This window comes from Flavobacterium sp. SORGH_AS_0622 (assembly GCF_030818825.1).
Taxonomy (GTDB): domain Bacteria; phylum Bacteroidota; class Bacteroidia; order Flavobacteriales; family Flavobacteriaceae; genus Flavobacterium.
In genome coordinates this window covers 172,256-193,246 of record NZ_JAUTAX010000001.1, presented here as the reverse complement: position 1 = coordinate 193,246, position 20,991 = coordinate 172,256, and the positions used below count along the sequence as shown (strand labels likewise).

Below are 20,991 nucleotides of genomic sequence, written 5' to 3'. Positions count from 1 at the left end.
TTTAATTGATTAATACAAACTTAGAGTATTTTAACATATTCTTGTAGTTTGTAAAGTTAGACTTGGCACGAAAACGTTGTAATTTTGGGCAATATTACTAAAAAAGTATTATGCATGCATATTTTTAACTAAAAAAATTAACATCTGGTTAAATTTTAACTGTTAATTTTTTAGTTCAATTTAAAATTGATCTGCATTTTCTCCAATTCCTGCAATAATTCAGTTGAAATTCTCACTTTTAAACGACGACTTGGCATAGTTAATTTCGTCACGACTTTTATTTCTTCAACCTCATTTACCTCTTGCACTTTTGTACTTTCAAGTACTTCATCTTCGTTTTCATTTTCATCTTCAAAAACGGCATCATCGGCTTCAAAATCTGTTGGTGTTTCTACCTCAACTAATCGTTTTATCTTTTCTAATTCCATGATTTCAAAAGTCACAGAATTATCTCCCTTGTTCTCGTTAAACAAATGACTCAGCTTATGAATAAATTCTGCCTGAATATCTTTAATATTTAATAGGACAATTAGTTTCTTAGCAAAAGCTTCTAAAATATCCTGCAGTTGTCGTATCTCTACAAACTGCATCCTCGGTTCAGATTTTTTACCTGTGTCATGATTTACCCAACCGTCTTTTATCAATATCTTTATGTAGGCAAAATTATTCTGAATCAGGAAATGACGGAATTTTAAATATTCTTCACCAAAAATTTTAAACTCATAACTTTCGTCATATCCTTCTAAATTAAATACAGCCCAGCCTTTTCCATTTTTAGCTACACGGTGCTGTACGTTATTAATGATTCCGGCGAAGTTTAAATTTTTACCCACATATTCATTCATACTTTTTAATGCTTCTAATCGGGCATTACAGAAGTATTTCATTTCAAATCTAAAATCGTCCAGAGGATGTCCAGAAATATAAATTCCGACAACTTCTTTTTCTTTGGCCAGTTTTTCCATTGTACTCCAGTCCTCGCATGGAGGCACAACTGGTTCTGCAATTTGTACTTCGCTGGTTTCCCCAAATAAACTTACCTGAGAGGAATTTTCATTTTCCTGAAACTTCGATCCATAACGCATTGCTTTTTCATAAAATGTAATTCCGTCGCCATCATCATGAAAATACTGCGCTCTGGTTGTTCCTTCAAATGAATCAAAACCACCGGCAAGAGCTAAATTCTCAATCGCTTTTTTATTGGCAGCACGCAAATCAATTCGCTTCGCCAAATCAAAAATCGATTTATATCTTCCGTCTTTTCTGTTGGCTACAATAGTTTCAACGGCTCCAGAACCAACACCTTTAATCGCTCCCATTCCGAAACGAACAGCATATTCATCATTTACCGTAAATTTATAATACGATTCATTTACACAGGGACCCAAAACCTGTAATCCCATACGCTTACATTCTTCCATGAAAAATGACACTTGTTTAATATCATTCATATTATTCGAAAGTACCGCTGCCATATATTCTGCAGGATAATGCGCTTTCAAATAAGCCGTTTGATACGCAATCCAAGCATAACAAGTCGAGTGCGATTTGTTGAAAGCGTAACTCGCAAAAGCTTCCCAGTCTTTCCAGATTTTCTCTAGAATTTTAGCATCGTGACCTTTAGCAGCAGCTTGTTCGACAAACTTCGGCTTCATTTTATCTAGTACGTCTTTTTGTTTCTTACCCATCGCTTTACGCAAAACGTCGGCCTCACCCTTTGTAAATCCTGCCAAAGACTGAGACAAAAGCATTACCTGCTCTTGATAAACCGTAATTCCGTAGGTTTCAGACAAATATTCGGCACAGGCATCTAAGTCGTATTTAATTTCTTCGTCACCATTTTTTCTTCGAACGAAAGACGGAATATACTCCAAAGGTCCCGGACGATAAAGTGCATTCATGGCAATTAAATCTCCAAAAACTGTTGGTTTCAGATCTTTCATGTATTTCTGCATTCCAGGTGACTCGTATTGGAAAATACCTACCGTTTCACCTCTTTGGAAAAGCGCATACGTTTCTTCATCATCAATCGGGAAATTATCTGGATCTAAATCAATTCCTGTTCTATATTTTACCAGTTTAACGGTATCTTTTATCAGCGTAAGGGTCTTCAGACCCAAGAAGTCCATTTTAAGCAGTCCCGCACTTTCTGCAACCGAGTTATCAAATTGGGTTACATATAAATCAGAATCTTTTGCGGTTGTAACGGGAACATAATTCGTAATATCCGACGGCGTAATGATTACCCCGCAGGCGTGAATTCCAGTATTACGCATTGATCCTTCCAGGATTTTTGCCTGCTGAATGGTTTCTCCTGCCAAATCATCTTCATTGGCAATCGCGATTAATTCTTTTACATTATCAAATTCGTCAGAACGAAGTGCTTTTTTTACCTCTTCTTCACTTTCAGAAATAAAACGTGCCAAATTCCATTTTGACGGCATCATTCCCGGAATCAGTTTGGCAATTCTGTCGGCTTCGAACAAAGGTAAATCCAATACACGAGCGGTATCACGAATTGCCGATTTGGTTGCCATTTTACCATAAGTGATAATCTGAGCTACCTGTTTTTGACCATATTTATTGATTACGTAATCCATTACACGTCCACGACCCTCGTCATCAAAATCGATATCAATATCGGGCATCGATACACGGTCAGGATTAAGGAAACGCTCAAAAAGTAAGTCGTATTTAATAGGGTCAATGTTGGTAATTCCGAGGCAGTACGCAACGGCAGAACCTGCCGCAGATCCACGTCCGGGACCTACCGATACGTCCATTTTTCTGGCTTCGGCGATGAAATCCTGTACGATCAAAAAGTAACCTGGATATCCAGAATTCGAAATCGTTAATAATTCAAAATCCAAACGTTCCTGAATCGATTCTGTAATTTCGCCATATCTTCTTTTGGCACCTTCCATAGTAAGGTGTCGCAGGTATTTATTTTCCCCTCTAACACCGCCGTCTGCTTCATCTTCGGGAACCATAAATTCTTCTGGAATATCAAATTTCGGAAGCAATACATCTCGATAAAGAGAATATCCTTCAACCTTATCTATAATTTCCTGAATATTGATAATCGCTTCTGGCAAATCGGCAAAGAGTTTTTTCATCTCTTCTTCCGACTTGAAATAATATTCCTGATTTGGAAGTCCGTAGCGATATCCTCGACCGCGTCCAATAGGTGTTGCCTGCTTTTCACCGTCTTTTACACAAAGTAAAATATCGTGGGCATTGGCATCTTCTTTTGTTTAAATAATAAGTATTGTTGGTCGCAATTAATTTGACATTATGCTTTTGTGAAAACTCAATCAGGGTTTTGTTTACGCGATTTTCATCTTCCTGATTGTGGCGCATTACCTCTAAATAGAAATCTTCGCCAAATTGTTCTTTCCACCAAATTAAAGCTTCTTCTGCTTGATTTTCACCAATATTCAAGATTTTACTCGGAATTTCTCCGTATAAATTCCCAGACAAGACCATGATATCTGCTTTATATTGCTCCACAATTTTTCGGTCAATTCTCGGAACATAATAAAATCCCTCCGTGTAAGCAATCGAAGCCATTTTCGCCAGATTATGGTAACCAGCTTTATTTTTCGCCAGTAAAACAACCTGATAACCGTTGTCTTTTTTGCTTTTATCTAAATGATTTTCACAGATATTAAATTCACAGCCAACAATTGGTTTTACCTCAGTTTCTGTTGGCTCTTCTCCCGCTTCAACCAGAGCTTTGTTTTTTCCAGATGCTGCTTTGTTATGGTTCATAACGGCACTCACAAAGTGAAAAGCTCCCATCATGTTTCCGGTATCCGTCATGGCAACTGCAGGCATTCCGTTTTTGGCTGCAGCCGCAACAATATTTCCGATTCCGATAGTGGACTGCAGAACCGAAAACTGTGTATGATTGTGTAAATGAGCAAATTTTGCTGCTTTAAAATCTGCTTTATCAGATTCTGAAACTACAGTTGGAGTATCATCAACTTGTAAAGCTTTGATTTGTTCCCTAACTTTTTCAGAAGCCGCTTTTAAATTGATATGCTTTAAACCAATCAGTTTAAATTCCTGCGGATTTCTATCTTGAAATTCTTTAAAATATTCCTTCGGAACGTCTAATTCTTCTTTGGTAAAAACTTCTCTTCTTACCAATTCCAAGAAACAACGCGTAGTTGCCTCAACGTCGGCAGTTGCGTTGTGCGCTTCCGCGAATGGCTGATTGAAAAGATAACTGTGTAATTCTGTTAAGGTTGGAAGTTTGAATTTTCCTCCACGACCTCCAGGAAGCTGCAATAACGAAGCCGTAACTTCTGTACAAGTATCTAAAACCGGCATTGTACCCATAGGAGAATCCACGCCCATTCTATGAAATTCAGCTCCCATAATATTAACGTCGAAACCTAAATTCTGACCAACGATAAATTTGGTTTTGCTTAAAGCGATGTTGAATTTTTCTAAAACTTCGGCCAAAGAGATTCCATCGGCTTCAGCCAATTCAGTCGAGATTCCGTGAATACGTTCGGCATCATACGGAATATTAAATCCTTCTGGTTTTACCAAATAATCCTGATGCTCAATAAGCTGTCCCATTTCGTCATGAAGCTGCCAAGCGATCTGTATACAGCGGGGCCAGTTATCAGAATCGGTTATCGGGGCATCCCATCGTTTTGGTAATCCGGTTGTTTCGGTATCGAATATTAAATACATAGAGTTGTAAAAATCAAATTTTAAAGCTCCAAAATTTCAAATCCTACACATTGCAAAACATTGACAACATGAAACATAACAAAATGCGAAATGAAAAATGGAAGAATTTCAAATTTACGCTTTTTTTAGAGAAATAACGAAGCGAAAGTTGTTAACAAAAGCACTTTTAACACCTTGTAAAATGTAATTCTTAAAAAACTCAAAATATGGATTTCAACGCGGATGACACAGATTCGTTATCACGAAAGACGCTGATTAAAACGGGTTTTTCAGATAAAATACAAAATCCGTTTTAATCAGCATTTTTGCAAAGCAAATCCGTGTCATCCGCGTTATAATTTTACGTTAAATCATCGATTATTCATTTTGAACACTCATTACACCAAAATGAACACTTTTAAACTGTGATGTATCCTGAACTTTGCTTCATCAAATTATAACAATTAAAAAATAATAATCATGAAAACAATTTTTATCACAGGTGCATCATCAGGTTTAGGAAAAGCAACAGCAAAATTATTCCACGAAAAAGGATGGAATGTAATTGCAACTATGAGAACTCCAGAAAAAGAAACAGAACTTTCTAATTTAAAGAACGTAACGCTATTACCGTTAGACGTTACAGATTACGATCAAATACAAAATACAGTTCAAAAAGCACTTGAAATTAGTGACATCGATATTGTCTTTAACAATGCTGGTTATGGGTTAATTGGCCCTCTAGAAAGCTTTTCAGATGATCAGATCACAAAACAATTGAATACTAATTTATTGGGAGTAATTCGTGTTACAAATGCTTTTATCCCGTATTTCAGAGAAAGAAAAAGCGGATTATTTATTTCGACAACTTCAATTGGCGGATTGATTTCTTTTCCTTTAGGATCAATTTATCACGCAACAAAATGGGGGTTAGAAGGCTGGAGCGAAAGCATGGCTTATGAATTAAATCCATTTGGAATAAATATTAAAACAGTTTCTCCAGGAGGGATCAAAACAGAATTTCTTCATGGTTCTCTTGACACCGGAGTTAAACCTGAATATCAGGCAATGGCAGACAAAATGTTTAAAAATGTAGATGCAATGTTTGAAATGGCATCAACTGCAGAACAAATTGCAGATGTAGTTTACGAAGCCGCTACAGACGGAAAAACTAAATTAAGATATGTAGCCGGAGAAGATGCTAAAGCACTGTACCAGCAAAGATTGGAACAAGGCGACGAAGCTTTTCGTACTGCATTTGGAAAACAGTTTTTTGAAGCATAATAATTCCTGATGAGGCAATCCAAAAAGTATTTTACGTTCTTTTTATTAAGCTCCAGCGGAGCGAAATACAACAGTATTAAAAATATTTCGCTTCTCCGAAGCTGATGTTTCATAAATCAAAGAGCTTGTTTAATACTTTTCGGAAAGCCTCATTAGTCTTTTAATGTCATATTTTATATTTTTATATTATGGAAAAGAAAAAAAATAACCCTGCAAAGATTTCCTCTATATCGCAGTTTCATGACCTGCTTAAACTGCAAAAACCTCTTCATCCGATGGTGAGTTTAATAGACAATACACAATTGGTTATAAACGAAGATTTGGCAAACTATGCCTTTTTACTTGATCTGTACAAAATATCTTATAAATTTTCTACCAATGGAAAAATGGGTTATGGACAAGGTTTTTATGATTTTAATGAAGGCGGATTACTATTTTCTTCTCCCAATCAGCTAATCTTTACCGAAAATGAAGAAGGTGCTGAATATGGCGGCTATACGCTGCTTTTTCATCCAGATTTTATTCGAAATTATCCTTTAGGGAAAAACATCAAGAAATATGGTTTCTTTTCTTATGACACCAACGAAGCACTGCATCTTTCTGACAGCGAAAAAACAATTATTATAGGTTTATTAAACAGTATTGACACTGAACTTCGGAACGCTATAGACGAAATGAGCCAGGATGTAATTGTTTCCTATATTGATGTTTTGCTGAATTACAGTAATCGTTTTTATAAACGTCAATTTATTACCAGAAAAACAATCAGTCACGACTTATTAGTCAAAGTTGAAGAAACACTGGATAATTATATAAATAATGCCGAAACCCTAAAAGACGGTTTACCAACAGTAGATTTTCTTGCCTCCAAAATTAACGTGTCTACTCACTATCTAAGTGACATGCTCCGCAATTTAACCGGACAGAATACACAGCAGCACATTCATTCAAAACTGATTGAAAAATCAAAGGATTTCCTAATTACTACCGATCTTTCAGTCGCAGAAATTGCGTATCAACTGGGTTTTGAATATCCACAGTCGTTTAGTAAATTATTTAAAAAGAAAACAAACCTTACTCCTCTCGAATTTAAAAATTCATTGAACTAATTTTCAAAATTATTAGCAGCAAAAATTCCCTTTTTGACTAAAAAAAACATAAAATTTTATAAAAATATACTTCTTGGATGTCGTAGTATTTTGATACTTTATTGAATCTAAATAATGTCCATAAAACTCCTTTAAAAGCTTTAAAAAACCGCAAAAGCATAGTTTGCACACAGAAATCAAAACTAACAATTATTACTATTTTTATTCATTTTGTTAGATTTTTTTAATTAAATCCTTATATTTTATAGCGATTTTGAGATAAATTTGCAAACTATTAAAACAAAAAACAAACAAGGAAAATTAAAGCCGAAAAAGAAAATCAAAATCAATTTCTTTATCATTTTTCTTTCAAATTTTAATGCATAAAAGCAGTTTCGCAATTTGTAATTTAATTTGGGTATCGTATATAATGAAATATTGAAATTGACGCTTTTCTATCTTTTTTTACTTTTGTTTTGCTATTATAATGAACAGGAGATTGCTGTGGTTATAGAAATTACAATTAAAAAAAATAAAAATGAGTAAGACATTATTTGACAAAGTATGGGATTCACATGTAGTGCGTAAAATTGAAGATGGACCAGATGTGTTTTTTATTGACCGCCATTTCATTCACGAAGTTACGAGTCCTGTTGCTTTTTTAGGATTAAAATCAAGAGGCGTTAACGTACTATATCCAGAACGTACTTTTGCAACTGCAGATCACAATACACCAACCATAAACCAACATTTACCAGTTCAGGATCCGCTTTCTGCTAATCAGCTTAAAGCTCTTGAAGACAATGCAATCGAATACGGAATTTCTCACTGGGGATTAGGTCATCAAAAAAATGGAATTGTACACGTAGTTGGTCCTGAAAACGGAATTACTTTGCCAGGTGCTACTATTGTATGCGGGGATTCGCATACATCTACTCACGGTGCTTTTGGAGCTATTGCTTTTGGTATCGGAACTTCTGAGGTTGAAATGGTGCTTTCTACTCAATGTATTATGCAGCCTAAACCAAAGAAAATGCGTATTAACGTAAACGGTCAATTAAGCAAAGGTGTTGGTCCAAAAGACGTTGCACTTTATATTATCGCTCAATTAACTACTTCCGGAGGAACAGGATATTTTGTTGAATATGCTGGTGATGTTTTTGAAAACATGACTATGGAAGGCCGTATGACAGTTTGTAATTTAAGTATCGAGATGGGTGCTCGCGGCGGAATGATCGCTCCTGACCAAACTACTTTCGATTTCCTTGAAGGAAGATTATATGCCCCTAAAGGTGAAGCTTGGACAAAAGCTGTTGAATATTGGAAAACTCTTAAAACGGATGCTGATGCTGTGTTTGATGCTGAATTAAACATTAAAGCGGAAGATATCGAACCAATGATTACTTACGGTACAAACCCAGGAATGGGAATTGGTATTACAAAACATATTCCGAATGCCAACCAAGTTGAAGGCGGTGAGGAAACGTATAAAAAATCTTTAGCCTACATGGGCTTCCACGAAGATGATGTGATGATTGGAAAACCAATTGATTATGTTTTCTTAGGAAGTTGTACAAACGGACGTATTGAAGATTTTAGAGCTTTCGCAGAAATTGTAAAAGGAAGAAAAAAAGCAGAGAATGTTACCGCTTGGTTAGTTCCGGGTTCTCACGTTGTTGAAGCTCAGATTAAAGAAGAAGGTATTTTAGATATTTTGACAGAAGCTGGTTTCGTATTACGCCAGCCGGGTTGTTCTGCTTGTCTAGCAATGAACGATGACAAAGTTCCTGCTGGAAAATATGCAGTGAGTACTTCAAACAGAAACTTTGAAGGCCGTCAAGGTCCTGGTTCAAGAACGCTTCTTGCAAGTCCAATTATGGCTGCTGCAGCTGCGGTTACAGGAAAACTAACAGATCCAAGAGAGCTTTTTTAAAGATTTATGAATGAAGATTAACGATTTCTGATTTAAGATTTCGGCACACTTCATTAAAAAATCTTCTAAAATTTCAATTTACATTTTACAAAAAAATTTAACGATTACAATTTTACGTTCTAGCAATAAATCTAAAATCAGAAATCGTTAATCTAAAATCAAAAATCAAATGGCATACGATAAATTTAATATACTTACCAGCAGTGCAGTGCCACTGCCAATTGAGAACGTTGATACAGATCAAATTATTCCAGCTCGTTTCTTAAAAGCTACAAAACGTGAAGGTTTTGGAGACAATCTTTTTAGAGACTGGAGATACAACGGAGACGATACTCCAAAAGCAGATTTCGTTTTAAATGATTCAACTTACTCTGGAAAAATCCTTGTGGGAGGAAAAAACTTCGGTTCAGGATCTTCTAGAGAGCATGCTGCTTGGGCAGTTTACGATTACGGATTTAGAGCTGTAGTTTCTAGTTTCTTTGCTGATATCTTTAAAGGAAACTGTTTGAATATTGGAGTTTTACCAGTACAAATTAGCCCAGAGTTTTTGGAAAATATCTTCAAAGCGATTGAAGCTGATCCTAAAACAGAATTAGAAATCAATCTACCAGAACAGACTATTACTTTATTGTCAACTGGTCAGCAAGAATCTTTTGCTATTAACGGTTACAAAAAGAACAATATGATTAATGGCTTTGATGATATTGATTATTTACAAGATATGAAAGAAGATATTAAAGCTTTCGCTGATAAACTTCCTTACTAAATAGAAATCTCATTCAGGATATTAGACCCGACAGGTTTCAAAGACCAGTCGGGTCTTTCTAGAATAATAGGACGCGGATGAAACTGATTTCCTTTCGCAAAAGCGCGGATTGCCACGGATTTTATTCTATTCAATATAAAAAAATCCGTTTTATCAGCGTCTTCGTAAAGCGAATCCGTAAAATCAGCATCAAAATTAAATAGGATATTAATAATATTCGACCCGTTAGAAACATCAATATGGAAAAAAGAAAAATTGAAATAATGGATACGACGCTTCGTGATGGTGAACAAACCTCAGGAGTATCTTTTTCTGCTGCAGAAAAACTAACCATTGCGCAATTATTGCTGGAAGAATTAAATATTGATAGAATCGAAATTGCTTCAGCACGCGTAAGCGAAGGAGAATTTCAAGCTGTAAAAGGCATTACTTCGTGGGCTGAAGAACGCGGTTATATTGACAGAATCGAAGTGCTTTCATTTGTTGACGGAGGTGTTTCAATTGATTGGATGAAAAAAGCTGGTGCTAAAGTGCAAAATTTGTTAACAAAAGGTTCAATGAACCACTTAACACATCAATTAAAAAAGACACCAGAACAGCATTTTTCTGAAATCGCTCAAATAATAGCTTTAGCTAAAGAAAATAATATTGAAACGAATGTTTATCTGGAAGACTGGAGCAACGGAATGCGAAATTCTCCTGAATATGTTTTTCAATTTCTGGATTTTCTAGCAACGCAGCCCGTAAAAAGAATTTTACTTCCCGATACTTTAGGAGTTTTAATTCCGTCTTTGACTTTTGAATTTATTTCGAAAATTAGAGCAAAATATCCTCAAATTCATTTTGATTTTCATGCTCATAACGACTACGATTTAAGTATCGCTAATGTTATGGAAGCCATAAAAGCTGGAGTAAACGGACTTCACGTTACGGTAAACGGAATGGGAGAACGTGCTGGAAACGCACCCCTTGAAAGTACTGTTGCTGTTATAAACGATTATCTGCCAGAAGTAAGCATTAATATTAAAGAGACATCTTTATATACGGTCAGTAAATTAGTGGAAACTTTTACAGGTTATAGAATTCCTGCCAATAAGCCAATTGTCGGCGATAATGTTTTTACACAAACAGCTGGAATACACGCCGATGGAGACAATAAAAACAATTTATATTTTAATGATTTACTTCCAGAACGTTTTGGAAGAAAAAGAAAATATGCTCTCGGAAAAACTTCTGGAAAAGCCAATATCGAAAAAAATCTTCAGGAATTAGGTTTAAAACTAAACAATGAAGATCTAAAATTGGTTACCCAAAGAATTATCGAATTGGGCGACAAAAAAGAAACTGTAACTAAGGAAGACCTTCCATACATTATTTCAGATGTTTTGGACAGTCATACTTACGAAGAAAAAATAAAAATTGAGTCCTATATATTAGTACACTCAAAGGGAATGCGTCCATCGACCACTTTGTGTTTAAAATTTGGCGAGGAAATCATCGAAGAAAATGCACAGGGAGACGGTCAGTTTGATGCTTTTATGAATGCTTTATCCAAAATCTATAAAAGCAAAAAATTAACGCTCCCAAAATTAATTGATTATGCAGTAAGAATCCCGCCAGGAAGTAGTTCTGATGCGTTGTGCGAAACCATCATTACATGGGTCAACAACGGAAAAGAATTCAAAACCCGCGGATTAGACTCTGATCAAACCGTTGCAGCGATTATTGCAACGCAGAAAATGCTTAACGTAATAGCCTAAGGTGCTAAGAGACTAAGATTCTAAGTTACTAAGATTTTTTCTTTGACCTTAGAATCTTAGCAACTCAGAACCTTGGAACCTTTTAAAAAAAATTAAGTCACTAAGAATAAAAACCTTAGAATCTTAGCAACTCAGAACCTTAGAATCTTAAATAACACATAGAATGAAATTAAACATAGCCCTTTTAGCTGGAGACGGAATCGGACCAGAAGTAATAAATGAAGCTGTAAAAGTATCTGATGCTATTGCAAAAAAATTCGGACATGAAATCACTTGGAAACCAGCTTTAACTGGAGCTGCTGCAATTGATGCAGTAGGCGAACCTTATCCAGATGCAACACACGAAATTTGCAAAAATGCTGATGCAGTTCTTTTTGGAGCAATCGGCCACCCTAAATACGATAACGATCCTTCTGCACCTGTAAGACCAGAACAAGGTTTGTTAAAAATGCGTAAAGCGTTAGGTTTGTTCGCAAACGTTAGACCAACTTTTACATTCCCTTCGTTATTAGATAAATCTCCATTAAAAAGAGAAAGAATCGAAGGAACTGACTTAGTTTTCTTAAGAGAATTAACTGGCGGTATTTACTTTGGTGAAAAAGGAAGAAGAGACAATGGCGATACTGCATTTGACAACTGTGTTTACACAAGAGCTGAAGTACAGCGTTTGGCTAAAAAAGGTTTCGAATTAGCAATGACACGTTCTAAAAAATTATGCTGCGTTGACAAAGCTAACGTTCTAGAAACTTCACGTTTATGGAGAGAAACAGTTCAGGCAATGGAAAAAGATTATCCAGAAGTTGAAGTGAGCTACGAATTTGTTGATGCGGTTGCTATGCGTTTAGTACAATGGCCAAACTCTTATGATGTATTGATTACTGAAAACTTATTTGGAGATATTTTAACAGATGAAGCTTCTGTAATTTCTGGCTCAATGGGATTAATGCCTTCTGCTTCTATGGGAGCTGAAGTATCTTTGTTTGAACCTATTCACGGTTCTTACCCGCAAGCTACAGGATTAAACATAGCAAACCCAATGGCTACTATTTTATCTGCTGCTATGATGTTCGAAAATTTCGGATTGATGGAAGAAGGAAAAGCAATGAGAGATGCAGTAAACAAGGCTCTAGAAGCTGGAGTAGTTACCGAAGATTTAGCTAATGGAGGCAAAGCATACGGAACTAAAGAAGTTGGTGACTGGTTAGCTGCGAATGTATAATTAGTTAATTTTTGTTTCAGGTTTAAAGTTCCAAGTTGCTCGAACTTGAAACCTGAAACTTTAAACAAAAAAAGGGATCAACTTGCGTTGATCCCTTTTATATTGTAGAAAAAAAATATTAATATCCTCCTCTGTTTCCGCGGTCATTTCCTCCACGGTTGTTTCCATAACTTCCACGAGAGTCTCCTCCACGGTTGTTATTAAAACTTCTTCTTTCGCCTTCTGGTTTTGGCTCAGACTTATTAACAACGATTGTACGTCCTGAAACAACAGCACCGTTCAATTCGTCGATAGCTTTCTGAGCTTCGCTATCATTTGGCATTTCAACAAAACCAAAGCCTTTACTTCTTCCAGTAAATTTATCAGTAATAATTTTAACAGAGTCAACTGTTCCATAAGCCTCAAAAGACTCTCTTAAATCTGCTTCCTCAATACTGAATGGAAGGCTTCCAACAAAAATATTCATAGATATTTATTTATAATAATAAGCAAATGTACTCTTATTATTCTGTAATCTACTATATATTAGTTTATTTATGTTTTTATTTTGATTTTAAAACCTAAAAAGCCTCAAAAACCTTAATCTATGGTAAATTTAGGATCTAGTTCAACGGGGATTTTATAGAAAACACCTTCTGTAAAATGTATTTCTTTTTTTTCAGCACCATTATTTACATTAATGGCTGTAAATTTAAATGTACCCGAAATTGTCTTATCAATAGTATTGTATTCTGTAACTATAATTTGCCCACTGCCTTTGCCTTCTCCAGTAGTAAATTCTTCTTCTTGTCCTGGATAAGTATTTTTAAATGTCGCTTTTGTAACATCATCTACACCCAAAATATATGTTTTTTGAGATGGTGCAGGGAGCTGAAAACTTATTTTTTCATAACCCAAAGAACCTTCAACAACAAAAATTCCAGTTGTTTCTGTTCCCGACTTATAGCTCTGAGCCCTCCAAAAAACATTATCTTTTAAAGTTTGAAAAGCAGGATTATTAAACCTAATATCCTCTGTGCATGATGTTAGTAAAAATATAAGTGGTAAAAAGTAAAAGTATTTTTTCATATTCTTAGGATGAATTTGGCACAAAAATACCGCATTACAATTAATAAACGTTTGAAAGGAAAAGCAAAAACAGCCAAAAAAATGGTAAAAATTTATCTTAAAGATATTTAATACTTTTTGAAACGCATTATTGATAAAAAAATTATATCTTTGCGCCCTTAATTAACAGAGGTCGAGTACCTCAAAATTTAATCACAAGATTATGTCAGTAAAAATTAGATTACAAAGACACGGTAAAAAAGGAAAACCTTTTTACTGGGTTGTAGCTGCAGATGCACGCTCAAAAAGAGATGGTAAATACTTAGAGAAAATCGGTACTTACAATCCAAACACAAACCCAGCAACTGTTGAGTTAGACCTTGACAGCGCAGTTAAATGGTTACACAATGGTGCTCAACCAACTGATACTGCTAGAGCAATCCTTTCTTACAAAGGTGCTTTATTGAAACACCACCTTGATGGAGGTATCCGTAAAGGAGCTTTAACTCAAGAGCAAGCTGACGCTAAATTAGCTGCTTGGTTAGAGGCTAAAGCTGGAAAAGTTGATGCTAAAAAAGATGGTTTATCAAAAGCACAAGCTGATGTTAAAGCTAAAGCTTTAAAAGCTGAACAAGAAGTTAATGCTAAACGTTTAGCTGCTGCAGCTCAGGCTGAAGCTGATGCTATCGCTGCTGCAACTCCTGCAGTTGAAGAAGAAGAAGTTGCTGAAGTTGAAGCTGCAACTGAAGAAGCTCCTGCTGCTGAAGAGAATAACGAAACAACTGAAGCATAATTTTACTTAGCGAGAATGCGTAAAGAAGAATGTTTTTATTTAGGTAAAATCGCTAAAAAATTTAGTTTCAAAGGTGAAGTCCTAATCTATTTAGATACGGATGAACCTGAGTTATACGAAAATCTGGAATCAGTGTTTGTTGAACACAACAAACACTTGGTTCCTTTTTTTATTTGAAACAAGTTCTTTACATAAAAACGACTTTCTAAGAGTTCGTTTTGAAGATGTAAATACAGAGGAAGAAGCAGATGCCCTAGTTGGTAACGCGATTTATCTTCCTTTAACCATGTTACCAAAACTTACAGGTAACAAATTCTATTTCCACGAAGTTATTGGTTTTGAAATCGAAGACAAACGTTTAGGTGTTTTCGGAAAAATAACTTCTATTAATGACTCAACTGCTCAACCACTTTTTGAAGTTTTAAATGGTGAAGTGGAAATCTTAGTTCCAATGATCGACCATTTCTTGGTAAAGATTGACCGCGACAACAAAAAAGTAATCATGGATCTTCCAGAAGGTCTTGTGGAGATGTACCTTTAGGTTTAAATTCCAATTTTTTAAAATTTCAAATTCCAAACTAGAATGAAATTCCAAATTCTAATTTGGTATCGAAGTTTTATGGCTCTATATTTCTATTAAAGAAAAAACCTACATAAATATAAATTCTTATTTTTGAACTTCAAATATTGGAATTTAAAAAATTTGAAAATTATTTTCTTTATGAATAAACCCTATGATTTAGAAGAGAGGACTTTCTTGTTTGCAAAAGAATGTCGAACATATATTAGAACTTTATCGAAAACAACATCCAATATTGAAGACGGCAAACAATTAATAAGATCGTCTGGTTCTGTGGGAGCAAACTACATTGAAGCGAATGAAAAATTAGGTGATAAAGATTTAATATTTAGACTTAAAATATCCCGAAAAGAAGCCAAAGAATCTAAATTCTGGCTGCGCTTATTACACGAACTAAACCCTGATCAAAGAATGATTTCTGATTCTTTATTATTTGAAGTAGAAGAATTGCGTAAAATTTTATCAGCAATAATCACGAAAACTTCAAAATAATTATTAAGATTTTAATCTTACTTTTGCCAACAATAAATCATACTGATTTACTGCTTTCATTTGGTTTGAGAATTTCGTTTTTGGAATTTACACTATTTGGTTGGAATTTGGAATTTAAAAAAAATTGGAATTTTTCACTTATGTTTTCATTTAAGCAATTTACCATTAATCAAGATCGTTGTGCAATGAAAGTTGGTACAGACGGCGTTTTATTGGGTGCTTGGGCTCCAATAAATCACAATCCGTTTAGTATTTTGGATATTGGTGCAGGAACAGGAATTATAGCTTTGATGCTGGCTCAGCGAACTCATGCTGAACAAATCGATGCTCTTGAAATTGATGAAGATGCTTATGAACAAGCCGTTGAAAATTTTGAAAGTTCTCCTTGGGGAGATCGTTTATTTTGCTTTCATGCTGGTTTAGACGAATTTATCGAAGAACCTGAAGACGAATATGATTTGATTGTTTCGAATCCTCCTTTTTATGCTGAAAATTACAAAACAGAGAATGAACAGAGAGATTTAGCACGGTTTCAAGATGCAATGCCTTTCGAAGAAATCGTCGAAGCTGCAGATTTATTGCTTTCAGAAAACGGAATACTTGCTATAATTATTCCTTTTAAAGAAGAAGAAAAATTCATCGCTTTAGCAAAAGAAACTGAATTGTACCCAATAAAAATCACAAGGGTAAAAGGCACTCCAAAATCAGAAATTAAGCGAAGTTTACTGGCTTTTAGCCGCAATGAAGTTTCCACAATTGAAATCGATGAATTAGTTATCGAAATCGACAGACATGTTTATACTCCAGAATATATCGAACTAACTAAGGATTTTTATTTGAAATTCTAAACTTGTTCAAATATACTTTTAAATTGATACAAGATTCTTTCAATTAATCGTAAATCTTCTGTCACAATTTCGGCACTTCCTTTCATTTCCTGCTGGAAAATAATTTGTTTATTATAGGATGTTTTTAAGCCGTTTGGAAGTGCGACGTCCAGCAATAAGTTTCCATCTTTATCGGGCACTAACGAAATATTTTTGATTTCACCTTTCAATACACCAAACTCTCTATCAGGATAATTGGCCAGCCGGATATTGACTCTCTGCCCTACTTTTATTTTTCCTGAATTCAGAGCAGGAGCTTTTACTTTTCCAACAAAACTGTTTTTAGCATCTGGAATTATAGAGAACACATTATCCCCCACATTTATAGTCTGATTTTCGTTCCAAACCTGCAGAAAAGTAACAACCCCGCTTACAGAAGATTTTAATGTATAAGCAAGTTCCCAGTCTTTTATCACTTTTTTCAGCTGATAAAATGACTGCGCCATACTCCTTCCAAGATTAACCTCCTCTTTTGTGCTATTTATGTGCGAATTTTGGCTCGATTTTGTATTGTCGATCAAAGAGGACCTTAATTGGGAAATCGAGGTTAAAAGGCTTTTATAACTCTTCATTGCCTGAAGATAGCCCAGTTTCTTCAATTCCATTTCCTGAGCAGAAATAATTCCTTTATTGAATAAAACTTCAAAACGCGCTATTTCATTTTTCTGCAGTTCCAGTTCACTTTCATTAATTACCTTTTGCTGCTGGAGAATATCCAGTCTTTCTTTGATCTGGATTTTCTCTGAGCTCTGCGCCCTGCTTTCAATTTCAAAAGGATGCAGATTTTCGTTTAATTCCTGAGCCTGATAATCTTTCTGAAAAACAGCAAAGGCACTTTCTATTTCACCTAGCTGTTTATTTTTCAGCATCGCAAACGGAAATACTTTTTTAGCATTAATATCATAGCTATCTACAATGCTTTTTAATAAAAAAACATCCTTGTAGTCAGCGGTATTTTCAATGATGGCTAGCGTGCTGTTTTTAGGAACCAAAGTTTTGTTTTTTACCAAAATTGCCTCAATACGACCAGAAGATTTCGAAACAATTCTCTCAGGAGGAATATTAGTGGTAATTACGATTTCGGTATGCACAACATCTGGATATTTGACAAACCAGGAAACAAAAAACAGCATTACAATTATGGCAAATATCAGCACTGTTCCCCATCGGATCATCCAATGCGGTACTTTGGTCAGGATATCCTGAACTTCTTCGCTTCTTAATTCAAATGTATCTTCAGCCATGATTAATTTCCTAATTGCAGTTGATTTCTAACCAGTTCAAAATAATTTCCCTTCTGTTCTACTAATGCTGAATGACTTCCGATTTCGATAATTTTTCCTTTATCTAAAACCACAATCTGATCTGCATTCATAACAGTACTCAATCGATGCGCAATTACGATTACCGTTTTATCTTTGAAAAAAATATCTAATTTTTTCATTATTTCTTTCTCATTATTGGCATCTAATGCAGAAGTAGCCTCATCAAAGAAAAGTATTTCTGGGTTTTTATAAACAGCTCTGGCAATAAGAAGTCGCTGCTTCTGGCCTGTGCTCATTCCAATACCTTCCGCTCCTATTTTAGTATTAAAACCCAACGGCAGACTGCTGATGTATTCTTTAATATTTGCCACATCTGAAGCGTAGATTAATCTTTCTTTATCAATCCTGTCTACTCCAAAAGCAATATTATTAGCAATTGTATCACTAAAAATAAAGCCTTCCTGCATTACAGCACCAATATTTGACCTCCAGGCTTTTTGAGATATATTTTTAAGCTGTGCATTTCCAATTAAAACCTCTCCTTTTTCGGGTTCGTAAAATTTCAAAAGCAGTTTCATCAGGGTTGTTTTACCGCTTCCGCTGACACCCACAATTGCAGTTACTTTATTGGCCGGGATGATTAAACTTAAATTATCCAATACTGGAATATCCGACCCTAAATAACGATACGAAAGATTTTTAATCTCAATATCAACATCATTCGGCACTTCAGTTGTCTGGTGCACTTCCTGCTGCAGTTCATCTTCTTTTTGATGAATCTCGGATAATCTGGCAAGTGAAATTTTAGCATCCTGCAATTCTCTAACAAATTCTATTAACTGAGTAATTGGGCCATTTAAATTTCCAACAATTGCGCTTATCGCGAGCATCATCCCTAATGTAATGGATCCATCAATTACAAGTTTTGCAGAAAGAAGAATTATAAAAATGTTTTTAAGCTCATTGATAACCGACGAACCGATCGTTTGTGCCTGTTCTAAAACCAAGCCTTTTATTGAAACCCTAAAAAGTCTTGCCTGCACATACTCCCAGCCCCAGCGTTTTTGTTTTTCGGCATTATGAAGCTTTATTTCCTGCATGCCGTTTATCAGCTCCATTACTTTACTCTGTTCGTTTGAAACTTCTGCAAAACGTTTATAATCTAAAACTTCTCTTCTTTTTAGGAACATTGTTATCCATGCAAAATAGAGTACGCTTCCTAAAAAGAAAACTAGGAATATCTGCAGATTGAAATAGGCTAAAACCGCTCCCATTATAAACATATTTATTACAGAAAACAGCACATTAAGAGAGGATGTGGTAAGTATTCTCTCGATACGGCGGTGATCGTTTATTCGCTGCATAATATCTCCTGTCATGCGGACATCAAAATAGGAAATAGGCAGATTCATTAATTTAATAAAGAAATCTGAAATTAACGAAATATTGATTCTCGTTGATAAATGAAGTAAAATCCAGCTTCTAATTAACTCCAAACCAGTTCTTCCTGCAAAAATAAAAAGCATTGCAAAAAGAATTAAATAGATAAAATGAATGTTCTGATTCTGAATCCCGACGTCGACTATACTCTGGGTTAAAAATGGAAAAATAAGCTGCAGCAGACTGCTGGCTACAAGTCCAATTGCAAGCTGTATAAGAAATGATTTGTATTGAAATAAATATTTAAAAAGAAATTTAAATCCTAAACCAGAATTTTCTTCTTTGTCAAAATCAGATTGAAAAAAGTTTGGTGTCGCTTCGATCAGTAATGCAATTCCTTCCTTTGTCTCATCGCCTGCATTATTACCAATCCAGAACTTAACAAAATCTTCTTTGTTATATTCTAAAAGTCCAAAAGCGGGATCGGATATATAGTATTTACCTTTTTTTATTTTGTAAAGAACAACATAATGATCTTTATTCCAATGCAGAATACATGGCAGCGGAGCTTCCTCTATTCTCTTTACAGACAATTTAACCCCTAAAGTCCTAAAACCGATTTTCTCGGCAGCATCACTCAAAAAAAGCAAATTACTTCCTTCACGAGTTGTTTCGCTAAAATCTCTCAACTCCTGAATATTGATTGTCTTACCGTAATATTTAGCTATTATCTTTAAACATGTCGGCCCGCAATCTTTATGATCGGCTTGTCTGTAATGAGTGAATTTTTTCAATTTCAATTTGATTTATTCAAGGCCAATTTAAGAAAAAAAATTCTTGTTAATCCATAAAAAAACAGAGAAGATATAAATCTTCTCTGTTTGGGTATTTAAAAACAAAATTACCAGTAACACAATTTCTTTAGGACATGGCCGCGGTTTACCCTAACCAATTAAAATTAACACAGCGGCCAACTCCTAAGAATCCCAGTACCAATCATCAATACTGAGAATTTGCTCAATGTTCCACGATCGAGCGCCTATACATTCAAAAAAAACATGACTAAATTCTAAATAAGGCTATATCGTATTACTTCTAAAAAAGTTAAAAAAATCAACAACAAAGACGACTTGTATCGCAAATACCTGATGTGGTATTTAAAGGACAAGTTTCGTCTGATGAAATTAAAATGCATCCAGCTTCTAAGGCATAAATCCAGCACTCAGGAATTCCTCCTCTCATGGTTTTCTGCTCATTTTTATTAATACTTTGAGCACCGTTCAGATTTAAAATTTTCTTTAACATCTTTAATCTCATTTTTAATAGTAACAGAGTTTTTTGGTCTCTGTTACTATTTAAATATTCAAATTAGCAAGCATAATATTTTTCGTCAGCAGGATTATTACAATTTGGTTCTAGTGCATATTCACCTGCCAAAATGTTTTTCTGCTCTTTTTTTGTCAGCTTTTTAGTTTCTTTACTTTTTAAAATTTTTTCTAACATAATTGGTTATTTACGTTTTCTGGGTATAAGCCTCAAATCTGTAAAAAACTTGATGCTTAAAAATTTCCTTAACAACTTCCGACATAATTATTTGGCACACAATCCCAATATGATGATACTGTTCCAAATTCTGTACATCTTTTAGCTTTAAATCCGTCATCACAAATAGGAGCGTTACTTCCGTTTATTGTTTTTTGCTCATTAGCAGATAATTCTACTGCACCTTTCAACTTCAAAATATTCTTTAACATAACTGCAGGTTTTAGGGGTTATTATTTCTATTTAAACAGTTTAAATTCTGTTTTCAC

At 34.9% G+C, this 20,991-nt stretch carries 19 protein-coding genes and 1 pseudogene; 10 read left to right on the top strand and 10 right to left on the bottom strand.

The annotated features are described in order from the left end of the window. Positions 1–170: 170 nt before the first annotated feature. On the bottom strand, positions 171–3,227 hold the full coding sequence (dnaE, locus tag QE431_RS00850) for a DNA polymerase III subunit alpha (protein WP_373428949.1): 3,057 nt from the start codon (positions 3,225–3,227) through the stop codon (positions 171–173). Beyond that, entirely contained in the window at positions 3,202–4,707 is a 1,506-nt protein-coding gene (locus QE431_RS22495) for a PHP domain-containing protein (protein ID WP_373428824.1), read from the bottom strand. The genes dnaE and QE431_RS22495 overlap by 26 nt, the downstream gene beginning before the upstream one ends. Positions 4,708–5,166: 459 nt before the next feature. Between QE431_RS22495 and QE431_RS00845 the strand changes: the two genes are divergently transcribed. The 4 genes from QE431_RS00845 (at position 5,167) to leuD (ending at position 9,757) form a co-directional block, all read left to right on the top strand. Beyond that, on the top strand, positions 5,167–5,970 hold the full coding sequence (locus tag QE431_RS00845; protein WP_307291693.1) for an SDR family oxidoreductase: 804 nt from the start codon (positions 5,167–5,169) through the stop codon (positions 5,968–5,970). 188 nt (positions 5,971–6,158) lie between these two features. Then, on the top strand, positions 6,159–7,079 hold the full coding sequence (locus QE431_RS00840) for an AraC family transcriptional regulator (protein ID WP_307291692.1): 921 nt from the start codon (positions 6,159–6,161) through the stop codon (positions 7,077–7,079). Between the two features lie 517 nt (positions 7,080–7,596). Further along, a complete protein-coding gene (gene leuC / locus QE431_RS00835) occupies positions 7,597–8,991 on the top strand; it encodes a 3-isopropylmalate dehydratase large subunit (RefSeq protein ID WP_307291689.1) in 1,395 nt (464 codons plus the stop codon). Positions 8,992–9,160: 169 nt separating this feature from the next. Continuing rightward, positions 9,161–9,757 carry a 3-isopropylmalate dehydratase small subunit gene (gene leuD / locus QE431_RS00830; protein ID WP_057115845.1) on the top strand — a complete coding sequence of 199 codons (597 nt, stop codon included), beginning with the start codon at positions 9,161–9,163 and terminating at the stop codon, positions 9,755–9,757. Here the strand turns inward: leuD and QE431_RS00825 are convergent. After that, complete coding sequence (locus QE431_RS00825) at positions 9,754–9,891, bottom strand: hypothetical protein (protein WP_307291687.1); 138 nt, start codon at positions 9,889–9,891, stop codon at positions 9,754–9,756. The two genes, leuD and QE431_RS00825, sit on opposite strands and share 4 nt — an antisense overlap. Positions 9,892–9,996: 105 nt before the next feature. Here QE431_RS00825 and QE431_RS00820 point away from each other — a divergent pair, with 105 nt between their 5' ends. Further along, positions 9,997–11,517 carry an alpha-isopropylmalate synthase regulatory domain-containing protein gene (locus tag QE431_RS00820; protein WP_057115844.1) on the top strand — a complete coding sequence of 507 codons (1,521 nt, stop codon included), beginning with the start codon at positions 9,997–9,999 and terminating at the stop codon, positions 11,515–11,517. Positions 11,518–11,680: 163 nt separating this feature from the next. After that, positions 11,681–12,736 carry a 3-isopropylmalate dehydrogenase gene (gene leuB / locus QE431_RS00815; protein ID WP_057115842.1) on the top strand — a complete coding sequence of 352 codons (1,056 nt, stop codon included), beginning with the start codon at positions 11,681–11,683 and terminating at the stop codon, positions 12,734–12,736. 118 nt (positions 12,737–12,854) lie between these two features. On the opposite strand, the gene QE431_RS00810 is transcribed toward leuB, so the two are convergent. Both QE431_RS00810 and QE431_RS00805 read right to left on the bottom strand, forming a co-directional pair. Beyond that, complete coding sequence (locus QE431_RS00810) at positions 12,855–13,202, bottom strand: RNA-binding protein (RefSeq protein ID WP_057115840.1); 348 nt, start codon at positions 13,200–13,202, stop codon at positions 12,855–12,857. Between the two features lie 113 nt (positions 13,203–13,315). Then, on the bottom strand, positions 13,316–13,804 hold the full coding sequence (locus QE431_RS00805) for a DUF6252 family protein (RefSeq protein WP_281867188.1): 489 nt from the start codon (positions 13,802–13,804) through the stop codon (positions 13,316–13,318). A 202-nt stretch (positions 13,805–14,006) separates the two neighbouring features. On the opposite strand from QE431_RS00805, the gene QE431_RS00800 reads away from it, so the two are divergent. From QE431_RS00800 to QE431_RS00785, 4 genes and pseudogenes are all read left to right on the top strand, one after another. Further along, a complete protein-coding gene (locus QE431_RS00800) occupies positions 14,007–14,576 on the top strand; it encodes a 30S ribosomal protein S16 (protein WP_057115836.1) in 570 nt (189 codons plus the stop codon). Between the two features lie 15 nt (positions 14,577–14,591). Then, positions 14,592–15,117 (top strand): annotated as a pseudogene (rimM, locus tag QE431_RS00795) (ribosome maturation factor RimM). Positions 15,118–15,297: 180 nt separating this feature from the next. Further along, positions 15,298–15,648: a four helix bundle protein gene (locus QE431_RS00790; RefSeq protein WP_057115831.1), complete on the top strand. Its 351-nt coding sequence runs from the start codon at positions 15,298–15,300 to the stop codon at positions 15,646–15,648. A 140-nt stretch (positions 15,649–15,788) separates the two neighbouring features. Next, on the top strand, positions 15,789–16,496 hold the full coding sequence (locus QE431_RS00785; protein ID WP_307291681.1) for a tRNA1(Val) (adenine(37)-N6)-methyltransferase: 708 nt from the start codon (positions 15,789–15,791) through the stop codon (positions 16,494–16,496). Here the strand turns inward: QE431_RS00785 and QE431_RS00780 are convergent. The 5 genes from QE431_RS00780 to QE431_RS00760 all read right to left on the bottom strand — a co-directional run bounded on the left by QE431_RS00780 (position 16,493) and on the right by QE431_RS00760 (position 20,934). Next, on the bottom strand, positions 16,493–17,779 hold the full coding sequence (locus tag QE431_RS00780) for an HlyD family secretion protein (protein ID WP_281867184.1): 1,287 nt from the start codon (positions 17,777–17,779) through the stop codon (positions 16,493–16,495). The two genes, QE431_RS00785 and QE431_RS00780, sit on opposite strands and share 4 nt — an antisense overlap. Positions 17,780–17,781: 2 nt before the next feature. Then, positions 17,782–19,974: a peptidase domain-containing ABC transporter gene (locus tag QE431_RS00775; protein WP_057115997.1), complete on the bottom strand. Its 2,193-nt coding sequence runs from the start codon at positions 19,972–19,974 to the stop codon at positions 17,782–17,784. Positions 19,975–20,293: 319 nt separating this feature from the next. Next, entirely contained in the window at positions 20,294–20,497 is a 204-nt protein-coding gene (locus QE431_RS00770) for a hypothetical protein (protein ID WP_128414932.1), read from the bottom strand. Between the two features lie 51 nt (positions 20,498–20,548). Continuing rightward, on the bottom strand, positions 20,549–20,683 hold the full coding sequence (locus tag QE431_RS00765) for a hypothetical protein (RefSeq protein ID WP_262487361.1): 135 nt from the start codon (positions 20,681–20,683) through the stop codon (positions 20,549–20,551). Positions 20,684–20,751: 68 nt separating this feature from the next. Continuing rightward, the gene (locus QE431_RS00760) at positions 20,752–20,934 is read right to left on the bottom strand and encodes a hypothetical protein (protein WP_057115824.1); all 183 of its coding nucleotides are present in this window, start codon (positions 20,932–20,934) and stop codon (positions 20,752–20,754) included. Positions 20,935–20,991: the final 57 nt, after the last annotated feature.